Origin of the sequence: Streptomyces sp. NPDC046261 (assembly GCF_040646235.1) — a bacterium.
Taxonomy (GTDB): Bacteria; Actinomycetota; Actinomycetes; order Streptomycetales; family Streptomycetaceae; genus Streptomyces.
Window position 1 is genome coordinate 72,895 of the sequence record NZ_JBEYZU010000013.1, and the last position, 12,797, is coordinate 85,691.

General features: G+C 73.9%; 9 protein-coding genes. 7 read left to right on the top strand and 2 right to left on the bottom strand.

All coding sequences use genetic code 11. From position 1 onward, the window contains the following. Position 1: 1 nt before the first annotated feature. The 4 genes from ABZ956_RS22000 to ABZ956_RS22015 all read left to right on the top strand — a co-directional run bounded on the left by ABZ956_RS22000 (position 2) and on the right by ABZ956_RS22015 (position 5,389). Positions 2–1,780, top strand: a complete 1,779-nt coding sequence (locus ABZ956_RS22000; protein ID WP_361896149.1) for an IucA/IucC family protein — start codon at positions 2–4, stop codon at positions 1,778–1,780. Continuing rightward, positions 1,777–2,964, top strand: a complete 1,188-nt coding sequence (locus ABZ956_RS22005; protein ID WP_361896152.1) for a type III PLP-dependent enzyme — start codon at positions 1,777–1,779, stop codon at positions 2,962–2,964. Before ABZ956_RS22000 ends, ABZ956_RS22005 begins: the two co-directional genes overlap by 4 nt. A 170-nt stretch (positions 2,965–3,134) precedes the next feature. After that, the gene (gene asnB / locus ABZ956_RS22010; protein ID WP_361896155.1) at positions 3,135–5,000 is read left to right on the top strand and encodes an asparagine synthase (glutamine-hydrolyzing); all 1,866 of its coding nucleotides are present in this window, start codon (positions 3,135–3,137) and stop codon (positions 4,998–5,000) included. A 14-nt stretch (positions 5,001–5,014) separates the two neighbouring features. Continuing rightward, entirely contained in the window at positions 5,015–5,389 is a 375-nt protein-coding gene (locus ABZ956_RS22015) for a GntR family transcriptional regulator (RefSeq protein WP_071964904.1), read from the top strand. A gap of 96 nt (positions 5,390–5,485) precedes the next feature. Here the strand turns inward: ABZ956_RS22015 and ABZ956_RS22020 are convergent, their stop codons facing one another. Beyond that, complete coding sequence (locus ABZ956_RS22020; protein WP_361896158.1) at positions 5,486–6,589, bottom strand: DUF5925 domain-containing protein; 1,104 nt, start codon at positions 6,587–6,589, stop codon at positions 5,486–5,488. A 113-nt stretch (positions 6,590–6,702) separates the two neighbouring features. Here ABZ956_RS22020 and ABZ956_RS22025 point away from each other — a divergent pair, with 113 nt between their 5' ends. The 3 genes from ABZ956_RS22025 to ABZ956_RS22035 all read left to right on the top strand — a co-directional run bounded on the left by ABZ956_RS22025 (position 6,703) and on the right by ABZ956_RS22035 (position 9,109). Beyond that, positions 6,703–8,109: a xylan 1,4-beta-xylosidase gene (locus ABZ956_RS22025; RefSeq protein WP_361896160.1), complete on the top strand. Its 1,407-nt coding sequence runs from the start codon at positions 6,703–6,705 to the stop codon at positions 8,107–8,109. 119 nt (positions 8,110–8,228) lie between these two features. After that, positions 8,229–8,483, top strand: coding sequence for a hypothetical protein (locus ABZ956_RS22030; RefSeq protein ID WP_361896162.1), 255 nt, complete (start codon positions 8,229–8,231; stop codon positions 8,481–8,483). Positions 8,484–8,485: 2 nt separating this feature from the next. Then, the gene (locus tag ABZ956_RS22035) at positions 8,486–9,109 is read left to right on the top strand and encodes a hypothetical protein (protein WP_361896164.1); all 624 of its coding nucleotides are present in this window, start codon (positions 8,486–8,488) and stop codon (positions 9,107–9,109) included. 50 nt (positions 9,110–9,159) lie between these two features. On the opposite strand, the gene ABZ956_RS22040 is transcribed toward ABZ956_RS22035, so the two are convergent. After that, positions 9,160–12,792: a lipopolysaccharide biosynthesis protein gene (locus ABZ956_RS22040; protein WP_361896405.1), complete on the bottom strand. Its 3,633-nt coding sequence runs from the start codon at positions 12,790–12,792 to the stop codon at positions 9,160–9,162. Positions 12,793–12,797 lie beyond the last annotated feature (5 nt).

A 12,797-nucleotide genomic window follows, 5' to 3' on the forward strand; every position in this document is an offset into this window, starting at 1 on the left:
AATGTCCTCAGCCCCCTCTGCCTCCGCCTCCCCTGCCGCGGCAGTGCTCCCCTCGGCCGTCGCCGGCACCCCCACCGCCGACGACGTGGTCGCCCACACCCTCCTGAACTGCCTGCTGCGCGAGGTCTCCGGTCCCGAGCACCAGACCGCCGTCACCGACGGGCATCTGCTGCTGCGCCTGCCCCGCAGCGACACCCTGCTGCGGGTCCGGCTGCGCCGCGCCTCCCTCATCGGCGCCCACCGCTTCACCGGAGGAGTCAGCGAACAGCGCGACGGGGCCTGGCGCGCACTGCCCTGGCAGCGGCTCGCCGAGTACATCCACCGCGAGCTGGAGCTGCGCACCGGCGTCCGCAACGACGAGTTCCTCGGCCAGGTGGCCTCCAGCCACGCCGGCACCAGCGCCGCCCTCGCCGCCCGGCCGCCCGTGGGCAAGACCGGGCAAGAGGAGACCGGAGGCCCCGCCGAGCGCTACATGGACTCCGAGCAGTCCCTGCTCTTCGGCCACCGCTTCCACCCCACTCCCAAGGCCCGCTCCGGCGCCGCCGAGGACTGGGCCCGCTACGCACCCGAGGCCCGCGCCCGCTTCGCCCTGCGCCACCTGGCCGTGCGCCGCGAGTTCGTCCGCGAGGAGGCCGCCACCGCCACCGCCCTGGCCGCCTTCGACCGGCAGGGCAGCGTGCCCGAGGGCTACGTCCTGCTGCCCGCGCACCCCTGGCAGTACGGCATGTTCGCCGACCACCCGGTCCTGCGGTCGGCCATCGAGCGGGGCGACGTCCTCGACCTCGGCGAACGCGGCGCCGAGTTCGAGCCCACCGCCTCCGTGCGCACGCTCTACGACGGCAAGGACTTCCTGAAGTTCAGCCTCAACATCCGCATCACCAACTGCCTGCGCAAGAACGCCGAGTACGAGCTGACCGGCGCCGTCGCCCTGACCCGGCTCCTGGAGCCGGTCGCCGCCGACCTGGCCGCCCGCTTCCCCGGCGCCGAGCTGCTGCGCGAGCCCGGCTACCGCACCCTCGACCTGGGCAGCCGCGAACTGGCCGAAGGCTTCGGCGTCATCGTCCGCGAGGGCCTCGACGCCCGCCTCGCGCCCGGCCTGACCGCGCTGCTCGCCGCCGCCGTCGCCGACGAGTACCCCACCGGCGGCGCCCAGCTCTCCAGGCTCCTGGCCGGAACCGGGCCCGAGGCCACCCTCGCCTGGTGGGACGCCTACCTCGACCTGCTCGTCCCCCCGGTGCTGGCCGCCTACTTCGACCACGGCGTCGTCCTCGAACCCCACCTGCAGAACGTCGTCGTCGGCGTCGACGCGGACGGCATGCCCCGGCAGGTGCTGCTGCGCGACCTGGAGGGCACCAAGCTGCTCCCCGGCCGGCACGCCGCCGCCCTGGCAGCCCTCCCCGAGGACGTGGCCGGACCCATGACGTACGACCGCGAACGCGGCTGGGACCGCGTCGTGTACTGCCTCGTCGTCAACCACCTCGCCGAGATGCTCGCCGCGCTGGCCGACCGCCACCCGCACCTCGAGCCCCAACTGTGGTCCGCCGTCCGCCGGGTGCTGGCCGCGCGGGCCGCCGCCCACGACAACCCGCCGCTGCTGCGCGCCCTGGTCGCCGGGGTACCCCTGCCCGCCAAGGCCAACCTGCTGACACGCTGGGAGCGCAAGGCCGACCGGCACGCCGGATACGTCCGCATCGGCTCGCCCCTGGTCTCCGACCTGCTGACGGTGCTGGCCGCGCACACGACGGAGTCCCGGACCGAACCCTGGAGCACCACGCTGTGATCACTCCCCGCGTCGCCGCCCACGCCGCCCGGCTGCCGGCCGGCGAGCTGCCCGCCTACGTCTACGACCTCGCCGCCCTGGACGAGCACGCCCGCGCGGTGCGCTCCGCCCTGCCCGGGCGCGTCGAGCTGTACTACGCGGCCAAGGCCAACCCCGCCCCCGACATCCTCAAGGCCCTCGCCCCGCACGTCAGCGGCTACGAGGTCTCCTCCGGCGGCGAACTGGCCCATGTCCGCGAGGCCGTGCCCGGCCTCCCGCTCGCCTTCGGCGGCCCCGGCAAGACCGAGGCGGAGCTGCGCCTGGCCCTCGACCTGGGCGTCGAGCGCTTCCACGTCGAGAGCGAGCAGGAGCTGCGGCTGCTCGCCGACCTCGCCGACGAACGGCCCGGCCAGGACCCCGTGGACGTCCTGCTGCGCGTCAACCTCCCCGTGGGGGACGGCGACCTGGGCGGCGCGGCGCTGGCCATGGGGGGCCGGCCCAGCCCCTTCGGCCTGGACCCGCGCCGCGCCGAGGCCGCCCTGCCGCTGCTGCGCGGCCGCCGGCTGCGGCTGCGCGGCATCCACGCCCACCTGGCCAGCGGCCTGGACGCCGCCGCCCAGCTCGCCGTCGCCGCCCGTGTCACCGACTGGGCCCGGGACCTGGACGAGCGGCACGGCCTGGGCCTGAGCGAGGTCAACGTCGGCGGCGGCATGGCCGTCGACTACGGCCGGCCGCACACCCGATTCGACTGGGCCGGCTACGGCAAGGGGCTGGCCGTGCTCGCCGACCGGCACCCCGGCTACACCCTGCGCATCGAGCCCGGGAGGGCGCTGACCGTCCACTCGGGCTGGTACCTCACCGAGGTCCTGGACCTCAAGCACAGCCACGGGGAGGCCTTCGCGGTCCTGCGCGGCGGCACGCACCACATGCGCACCCCCGCCGCCAAGGGCCACGACCACCCCTTCACGGTGCTGCCGGTCGAGGAGTGGGACCGCCCCTGGCCCCGCCCGGCCGCCCTGGACGAGCCGGTGACCCTCAGCGGACAGCTGTGCACCCCCAAGGACACGCTCGCCGCGCGCGTCCCGGTGGCGGAGCTGCGGGTGGGGGACCGGGTCGCGTTCACCATGGCCGGCGCCTATGCCTGGAACATCTCGCACCACGAGTTCCTGATGCACCCGGCGCCGACCTTCCACTTCCTGGCGTGAGGCGGGCCGGGCCGCCACGACTTTGCCAAATGTAGATGGTGGATGCATCTATGCAGGCGTAGCGTCGCAGTCGCGGTCCGCCGGACACCGATGAGGCGGACCGCGACCACGGGGGCCCGAGCCGCACCCCGGCACCACCGGGGTGGCCTACGAAAGGGGACACCGCGACCATGTGCGGCATCACCGGATGGATCTCCTACGACCAGGACCTCACGCGCCTGCCCGGGGCACGCAGCACCCTCGACGCCATGACGGCCACGATGACCTGCCGCGGCCCCGACGCCGGCGGCGCCTGGCTGGACACCCACGCCGCCCTCGGCCACCGCCGCCTCGCCGTCATCGACATCGAGGGCGGCCGCCAGCCCATGCTCGTCGAACACGACGGCCGCACCCACCTCGCCCTCACCTACAGCGGCGAGGTCTACAACTACCGCGAACTGCGCGCCGAACTCGAGGCCCACGGCCACACCTTCCGCACCCACAGCGACACCGAGGTCGTCCTCCACGCCTACCTCCAATGGGGCGAGGACTTCACCGGCCGCCTCAACGGCATGTACGCCTTCGCCCTGTGGGACCCGCGCACCGAGGAACTCCTCCTCGTCCGCGACCGCATGGGCATCAAGCCGCTCTACTACCACCCCACCCCCGACGGCGTCCTCTTCGGCTCCGAACCCAAGGCCCTCCTCGCCCACCCCGCCGTACGCCCCGCCGTCGACGCCGAGGGCCTGGCCGAACTCCTGGCCTTCACCAAGACCCCCGGCCACGCCGTCTACAAGGGCATGTACGAACTGCGCCCCGGCCACACCGCCCGCGTCCGCCGCACGGGCCTGACGGTGCGCCGCTACTGGGGCCTCGAGGCGCGGGAGCACACCGACGACACCGCCACCACCGTCCGGCACGTGCGCGAGCTGCTCGACGACATCGTCACCCGCCAGCTCGTCGCCGACGTCCCCCTGTGCACCCTGCTCTCCGGCGGCCTCGACTCCTCCGCCATCACCGCCCTCGCCGCCAAGGGCCTCGCCGACGCCGGGCGCGGACCGGTGCGTTCCTTCTCCGTGGACTTCACCGGCCACACCGACCACTTCAAGGCCGACGCCCTGCGGCCCACCCCCGACGGCCCCTACGCGCACGCGCTGGCCGACCACGTACGCTCCGACCACACCGACATCGTGCTCGACACCGCCGCCCTCATGGACCCGGCCCACCGCGACGCGGTCCTCACCGCCCGCGACCTGCCCATCGCCGGCTTCGGCGACGGCGACACCTCGCTCTACCTCCTCTTCAAGGCCATCCGCGAACAGTCCACCGTCGCCCTGTCCGGCGAGTCCGCGGACGAGATATTCGGCGGCTACCGGTGGTTCCACGACCCCGCCACCGTCCACGCCGACACCTTCCCGTGGATCGCCGCCGGCGTCGCCGACCACTTCTCCGGCGAGCACAGCGGCGGCCGCGTCGCCCTGCTCGACCAGGGGCTCCTCGCCAAAGTCGACATGGCCGGCTACCAGGACGCGCGCTACCGCGAGGCCCTCGCCGAAGTCCCCCACCTGCCGGGCGAGAGCGGCCTGCAGCGGCGCATGCGCGAGATCAGCTACCTGCACCTGACCCGCTTCGTGCAGATGCTCCTCGACCGCAAGGACCGCGTCAGCATGGCCACCGGCCTGGAGGTCCGCGTGCCCTTCTGCGACCACCGCCTCGTCGGCTACGTCTTCAACACCCCCTGGTCCATGAAGACCTTCGACGGCCGCGAGAAGTCCCTGCTGCGCGCCGCCACCCGCGACCTGCTGCCCGCCGCCGTCGCCGACCGGGTCAAGAGCCCCTACCCCAGCACCCAGGACCCGCGCTACGCGGCGGCCCTGCAGGCCAGGCTGCGGCACGTGCTCGCCGACCCGGACGCGCCCGTACGCCCCCTGCTCGACCGGGCCGCCGTCGCCCAGGCGCTCGCCGCCGACGCGGGCGACTCCTTCCGCTCCGCCACCGAGGTCGTCCTCGGCATCGACACCTGGCTGCGGGGCTACGGCGCCACGCTGGAGCTGTAGCGCACAATGACGGTATGGCTTTGCAGATGACCGTCGACCCGGACGCCGCCGAACCCCCCTACGAGCAGATCCGCGCCCGCATCGCCGAGCGCGCCCGCTCCGGCGCGCTCCCGGTGGGCTACAAGCTGCCGACCGTGCGCGGCTTCGCCGAGGAACTGGGCCTGGCCGCCAACACCGTGGCCAAGGCCTACCGGGCGCTCGAAGCGGACGGCGTCATCGAGACCCGGGGCCGCAACGGCACGTTCATCGCGGCCCCGGGCGACACCGCCGACCGCGAGGCGGCCGCGGCGGCGGCCGCCTACGCGCAGCGCGCGCACCGCCTGGGCCTGGACGCCGGGGCGGCGCTGGCCGCCGTACAGGACGCCCTGCGGGTGGCGTACGGGGACTGAACTTGCCCCTGGCCCGCCCTCTCACCGTCTCTTGTCCTCAATCGCCGGACGGGCTGACTGTGCCGTGTCCTCAAGCGCCGGACGGGCTGGATTGCCCTATAGGTACAACCCCGCGTCCGCGGTGTCGTGCTGGGCCGGCACCGACGCCGGCCCCGTACCCCGCCGCAAGGCGAAGAGCTCCGCCAGCGTCGCCCCGGAGCGGCCCACCCCCTCCTCGCGGCCCAGCCACCCCACCGCCTCCGCCCGGGTCAGCGGCCCCACCTCGATCCGCGCGAGACAGCGCCCGGGACGGACCACGGCGGGGTGCAGCCGCTCCAGGTCCTCGTTGGTGGTGACGCCCACCAGGACGTTGCGCCCCTGCCCCAGCAGACCGTCCGTCAGATTGAGCAGGCGCGAGAGCGCCTGGCCGGCCGCGTGCCGCGCCTCGCCGCGGATCAGCTCGTCGCAGTCCTCCAGGAGCAGCAGCCGCCAGCGGCCCTTCGCCGACCCGTCGTCCTCACCGATCGCGATGTCCATCAGATAGCCGACGTCGTTCAGCAGCCGCTCGGGGTCCAGCACGCAGTCCACCTGGCACCAGTCCCGCCAGGAGCGGGCCAGCGTCCGCAGCGCGGAGGTCTTGCCCGTGCCCGGCGGGCCGTGCAGGAGCAGCAGCCGGCCCGCGATGTCGTCCGGCGTGACCTTCATCAGCCGGTCCATCGCATCGGCCACCGGCGCCGTGTAGTTGGCCCGCACCTCCTCCCAGGTGCCGGCGGAGATCTGCCGGGTCGTGCGGTGCGGGCCGCGCCGCGGGGAGAGGTACCAAAAGCCCATGGTGACGTGCTCGGGCTGCGGCTCGGGGTCGTCCTCGGCGCCCTCCACCGCCGCCTCCAGCACCGACTTGGCCAGCTCGTCGCTGACCGCCGTCACCGTCACGTCCGCACTGCGGTTCCAGCGCGCCGCCAGCAGCGACCAGCCGTCCCCCTCGGCCAGGAGCGCCCTGCGGTCGTCGTCGCGCGCCGAACGCACCACGCGCGCCTCGGGCGGCAGGAGCGAGGCGCCGGAGCGGACCCGCTCCACCGAATGGCCCCGCGCGTAGGGCTGTTCGCCCCGGGTGAAGGGGCCGAGGAAGAGGGCGTCGATGACGTCGGCGGGAGTGTCGGCGTCCACGTTCAGCCGGATGAGCGGGGACGGCGGGCGTTCGGCACTCGTGTCGGCACACATGCCGCCCATGATCCGGCACAGAACGCCCCGGCGCACCCAGGTTTTCCCCGGTTCCGCCCCCGTTGGCCGAGAAGCCGCCGCACACCGATTCCGCCGCGGTTACCCTTTCCGTGATGGGACGTCATGGTGAAAGTCGGACGTCGCCCCGGGCGGCACAGTTGCGGCCGAAGGCGGCGTGGAGGCGGTCGCGACCGTCACGGTGGCGGCTCACGGCGCTGCTTTTCGCCGCCCTCCTCACCGCCGCGGCGCTGGTCACCGTCTCCATCGAGGCCTGGCACGCGCGCGACCGGCCCGGCCGCCTCGGCGGGACCGCCGCCGACATCGGCTGGGGCTTCACCCACACCCAGCACAGCGCCGACCGGGGCCAGGACGCCGCCCGCCGCAACGCCGCCAGAACCCTCTCCGGCGTCCCCATGCCGCAGAACCAGCACATCATGGGCTGGGGCGCCGACAACCCCGAACCCAAACCGGGCACCTACAACTTCACCGACCTCGACCGCCGGGTCGCCCTCATGCGCAGGACGGGCACCACGCCCGTGCTCACCCTGTGCTGCGCCCCCGACTGGATGAAGGGCGGCGGCGAGCGGACGGACTGGTCGAAGAAGTCCCTGGAGACCGCACCCGACCGGACCCACTACCGGGACTTCGCCGACCTCGCCGGGGTCATCGCCGAACGCTACCCGGACGTACGGCACTTCATCGTGTGGAACGAGTTCAAGGGCTTCTACGACGAATCGAGGAAGCGCTGGGACTACGAGGGGTACACCGAGCTCTACAACCTCGTCTACCGGGAAGTGAAGAAGCGGAACAAGCACGCGCTCGTCGGGGGGCCGTACGTCGTCATGGACAGCGAGGCCCCCGGGGCCGACGCCGACGCCTCCCGGGTCAGCGGGGAGTGGGGCGCGGTGGACCAGCGGGCCGTCGACGCCGTGGAGTACTGGGACGAGCACAAGGAAGGGGCGGACTTCGTCGTCGTCGACGGAGCCAGCTACACCCGCACCGGCAACCGGCCCGTCCCCGACGAGTTCCGGGCGACGCGGAAGTTCGCCGACGTCACCACGTGGCTGAACAGGACCACCGGCCTGCCGGTGTGGTGGGCCGAGTGGTACGTCGAGCCCGCCGACGAGCACGACGGCCGCAAGACGTGGACCGAGCCGCACCGCGTCGCCGTCCAGGCCAGCGCCCTGATGCAGCTGGCCTCGGCGGGGGTGGCCGGGGCGTTCTACTGGAACCCCGAGGAAGAGGGCGGCGACTGCCCCGGCTGTCTGTGGCGCAGCACCGAGCTGGCCGACGGCGGGGACCGGCTGCCCATGCTGGACCTGCTCGCGCGGTTCGCCAGGGCCTTCCCGCCGGGCACGGCCTTCCGCGACGCCGGGGTGGGCGGCGAGGACGGCTCGCGGGTCCAGGCGCTCGCGGCCGGCAGCTCCGTGCTCGTCGTCAACACCCGGGACCGGGCCGTCACGGCCCGCGTCGACGGCCGCACGGTCGAGCTTGCGCCTTACGAGACCCGCTGGCTGTGACGGCGTACAGGTGGCCGGGGAATCATCCGTCCGGGGCTTGTCCGGGCGGTTGTCATCCGACCCGGGCGCGGCAAGACTTCCAGCGGCGTCACCGAGCGGAGAGCGAAAGGAACACCGCCGTGCCCCAGAACGCACGTCAGGCCTTGGTCATCGTCGACGCGGAGGAGAACTACTACGTCCTGCCCCGGGAGGCCGTCGAGACGGCCAAGGCCGCGCCCGAGGCCAAGGCCGCCATCGAGGCACACCTGAGGCCGTACGCGAAGATCCCGCTCGCCGACGGCTACTGCTTCGCCGGCATGCTGCACCTGGCCGCCGAGGACGAACTGGCCCACTACACCCCCGAGGCCTCCTGGCCGGTCGCGACCACGTCCTGACCATGACCGCCCTCCTGTGCCGGACCACCGTCACCCGGGCCGAACAGCGGTCCTTCGCCGCCCACGGCCACGTCCGCCTCCCCGGACTGTGGGACCGCGCGCTGGCCGACGGCATCGCCGCGGAGGGCCGCGAGCGGCGCGCCGTGGCCGAGATCCCGCGGCGGGGACCGCGCACCCCCGTCACCGCCCGGCGCCTGCCCCGCCGGGGCACCCCCGCCGCCAGCGGCCCGCTGCTGGCCCGGGTCCATCTCTCGCTGACCGGCCTGGCCCGGGCGCTCACCGGGCGGCTGCTGGTGCCCACCTTCGCCGCGTACGGCTACTACGAGGGCGACGACGAGGTCTTCCTGCACATCGACACCGAACAGTGCGATCTGACCCTGCTCACCACGGCGTTCGGCGACGTCGGGCCGCTGCACGTCCACCCGGGCCTGATCGGCGCCACCATGGAGCAGCTCGGCGCGCTGGAGAGCGACCCGCGCTGGGACCGCGCCGGCGGCACGCGCGTCACCTATCCGCACACGGGGGTGACCGCCCTCAACGGCCATGTCCTGCCCCACCACCGGCCCGGCCGCCCGGTGCCCGGACCGAACGCGGTCGCGGCCCTGTGCTACCGGTCCCTGTTCTGAGTCCGTCGCGGGCCTGCGTGAGCCCGTGCGAGCCCGTGCAAGAGCAGCCCCTACGACATCGTCGCCAGCCGCCACAGCAACGAGAACAGCACCACGGCCAGCAGCGGCAGCGCGAACCAGAAGGACGCCTGCAGCCACCGTAGTTGGCCCACGCCCGGCCGCACCCCCACCCGTACCAGCTCCCGGGCGGTCAGCAGCACCAGCAGCGCCACCGCCGCGAGGGCGCCGACCACCGACACCGGCGTCCACGTCACCTTCGGCCCGGCCGGCCCTGGCCGGGGCTCCGGTGCGCCGCCGGCGGGCTTGTCCTTCAGCTCGTAGAGCACCGCGTCGTCGTTGGTGAGCACCCGCCGCAGCTCCGGCCGCCCGTCCAGGGAGCGCCGCAGCCGCTGGTCCCAGTCCGGGGCGTACCCGGCGCTGAGCTCCAGATAGACGGACTGACCGCGGTTGACCATCAGATAGGCGTTCGGCCCGGCCCCGCGCAGGGCCGCCACCAGATCGGGCGCCTGCCCGGGGTCGCGGGGGGCGAGCACCGGTTCGTAGAGCACCCGTTCCATGTCGCGTGCGCCCCACGGTATGGCGGGGGTCACGTCGTTGACCGTGTCGCTGCTCAGCCACAGCAGCCGTACCGTCGGACGGTCGTGCCGGTAGACGTAGTCCATGGCCGCCACCTCGCCGGCGCGGACGCGCTCGAAGGGTTCGTTGCCCCAGCGGGCCACCAGGAAGCCCATCACCAGCACCAGCCCGGCCAGCAGCGCCGCCAGCGGTGCCCGGTAGGCGCGCGAGCGCGCCGGTTCCGGGCGCGGGAAGAGGGCGAGCGCGGCCAGGACGCAGGCGCCCGGCAGGGCGAAGAGGAAGACGCGCAGGGCGACTTCGCCGCCGTAGGACTGCATGCCGAAGGCGAGGAACGGGACGCAGGTCAGCACCGTCAGGCAGACGTCGCCGAGCCCGGCCCGGCGCCGCCGCCACCAGCCCAGCGCGGCGCATCCCAGCACGCCGGCGGCGAGCGCGACGCGGACGTAGAGCACCATCTTGTGGGTGCTGCTGCCGCCCTCGATGCGGCCCGACACGGACGAGGAGACATTGCCGCCCAGCGAGCCCAGCCCGCCGAAGAGCTCGTCGAAGTGGCCCGACCAGTACGGCTCCGCCAGGAACCCCACCCACACCGCCAGCAGCACCGCGCACAGCAGGGGCAGCCCGGCCGGGGTCAGCCGGCGCACCAGGACCAGGGCGGTGACGACGCCGAGCATCACGAACGGGGTCAGCTGATGGCTGGCGACGGAGGCCGCGAACAGGACGATCACCAGGGTGAGCAGGACCACCTGGGCGCCCCGCCCGGCGGGGGTGACCTCCCGCTCACCGGGCAGCAGCCTGCCGCGCAGCTGCCCCGGCCAGCGGAACCACACCAGCAGGACGGCGACGAACAGGAGGTAGAAGAGGTAGTTGAGCGACTGGGGGGAGAAGTAGTCCTGTCCGACCCACCCGCACAGGGCGAACAGCCACAGCGCCGTCCACGTCGCCCGCCAGCTCGCCCGTACCGCCCGCAACAGCACCAGCAGCGGCGCCAGACAGAGCAGCTGGACGGCCAGCGGCCACCAGCGCAGCACCTCGGTGAGGTCCCCGGCGCCGCAGGCGCGCGCCGCGAACGCGGCCAGGGCGAAGAAGCCGGGCCAGCTCCAGCGCGCGTCGAGGTCGGGCGCGGCCGCGCCCGTGCGGTCGAGGTAGTCCAGGAAGCCCAGGTGCTGCCAGGCCGTGGCGAACCGCGGCCGGTCCTCCAGCAGCGCGGGCACGGCGTGCAGCGAGACCACGGTCGCCAGCAGCACCGCCGCCAGCAGCCACCGGTGCGGCCGCTCCAGGCACAGGGCGCACGCGAAGACGGTCACCAGCAGAGCGGCCCCCAGCAGCGTCGCCACCGGCAGCACGGACACCAGCCCGAACCCGCCCATGCCGTCCAGGTGCACCTCGCCCACGGCCTTCAGCGGCACCCAGTACAGCGCCAGCGCCCCGGCCAGCAGCAGCCACAGCGCGGCCTGCGGCGTACGCCACCGGCCGACGGGCCGCGGCGGCTCAGGAAGAGGGGGACGCAGGGGGGGAGCGGCGGGAACGGGCGGTACGGGAGGTTTCGGGGGCGCGGGGGGCCTGGGGGGCACGGGAGGCGGCTCTGCCGCTCTGGGTGCGGGCCGTACGTCGGGCCGGCGCTCCAGATGGTCGATGTCCAGCCGCACCCCCAGCGGGATCGTGTCCACGTCGAGCGACGACCTCAGTGCCCAGCGCGTGCCGAACAGGCGGGGCCGGCGGTCCTGGGCGCCGTCGTCCCGCCGGTCGCCGTGGACCGCCAGGTCGGCCAGGTCCCCGTCGGGCGGCGTCCCGTCGCCCGCCGTGGACCTGTCCGACGGCGGCCGGGCCGCCGCCTTGAGCACGCCCCGCAGCTTCACCGCCGCGATGGCGGCGATCACCGTCAGGCTGCAGATCTCCGCGATGCCCGCGCCCGCCAGCCCCATCCGGGGCAGGAGCACCACCGTCAGCCCCAGGACGAGCACGCACAACAGCCCCTGCAGATAGGCCAGCCCGGCCGTCCGGCTCTGCGCCCTCAGCACCGCGAAATAGACCTCCATCACCACGCGCAGCGCCGCCCCGACCGCGAACCACCGCAGCAGCGGCGTCGCCGCCTCGGCGTACCCGCGCCCGAAGACGCCCAGGACGTACGGCGCGAGGAGGAAGAGCAGCACACAGACCGGCACCATGATCTTGGCCATCCGGCGCAGCGCGGCCCGGCAGTTCTCCGCCAGCCGCGCCGGGTCGTGCGAGCCCTCGACGGTCAGCGAGGCGCCCATGTTGATGGCGAGCAGATTGACCGTGCCGGCGATGGTGGAGGTGATGTAGAAGTAGGCGTTGTCGGCGGAGCTGACCTGTGCGGCCACGATCACCGGCACCAGATAGACCACGGCCAGCGAGAACAGCGACCCGGTGTAGTCCCCGGCGAGGAAGCGGCCCATCTCCCGCCAGGACGCCGGGCGCGCGCCGTCCTCGGTCGCCCGGACGTGCGCCGGCACCAGCCGCCGGAACACCAGCCAGCCCAGCGGCACCACCGACACCGCGATCGAGACCACCCAGGACACGAACACCCCGGACACCGGCAGCGCCACCGCCAGCCCCACCAGCAGCGCCAGCTTCACCGCCGAGAAGACCGTGTTGCCCACCGGCACCCAGAACGCGCTGCGCAGCCCGGTCAGCACTCCGTCCTGCAGGGTGAGCACGGACCAGGCGACGACCGCCGCGACGAACGCGAGCCCCGGCAGCGGGCCGTCCAGGAACCGGAACGAGGGCCCCCACAGGTCGAGCGTGAGGACGAAGACGCCCGCCGCGATCGCGACGAGCACCGAACTTCCCGCGTACGTACGGAAGACCAGCCGCCCCGTCGTGCGCCCCGCGACGGGGATGAAGCGGGCGAGCGCGCCCGTCAGGGTCACCGCCGTGAGCCCCGCCAGCAGCTTCATCGCGGCGATCGCGGCCGAGCCCTGGCCGACCGATTCCTCGGTGTAGTAGCGGGCCGCGACCAGCCAGAACCCCACCCCGAGGACAGCGCTGATGCCGGTGTTGAGCATCAGGGCGAAGGCGTTGCGGAACAGCGGACTGCCGGTGCCACGGCCCGGCAGCCGCAGCCGCCGGGTGGTCGGTTCCACGGTTC

Bases quoted from the DNA above. Each gene is read 5' to 3' on its own strand.
- asnB (WP_361896155.1), top strand. From the start codon at position 3,135: ATGTGCGGCATCACCGGATGGATCTCCTACGACCAGGACCTCACGCGC.
- ABZ956_RS22015 (WP_071964904.1), top strand. From the start codon at position 5,015: ATGGCTTTGCAGATGACCGTCGACCCGGACGCCGCCGAACCCCCCTAC.
- ABZ956_RS22020 (WP_361896158.1), bottom strand. From the start codon at position 6,589: ATGTGTGCCGACACGAGTGCCGAACGCCCGCCGTCCCCGCTCATCCGG.
- ABZ956_RS22025 (WP_361896160.1), top strand. From the start codon at position 6,703: ATGGGACGTCATGGTGAAAGTCGGACGTCGCCCCGGGCGGCACAGTTG.
- ABZ956_RS22000 (WP_361896149.1), top strand. From the start codon at position 2: ATGTCCTCAGCCCCCTCTGCCTCCGCCTCCCCTGCCGCGGCAGTGCTC.
- ABZ956_RS22035 (WP_361896164.1), top strand. From the start codon at position 8,486: ATGACCGCCCTCCTGTGCCGGACCACCGTCACCCGGGCCGAACAGCGG.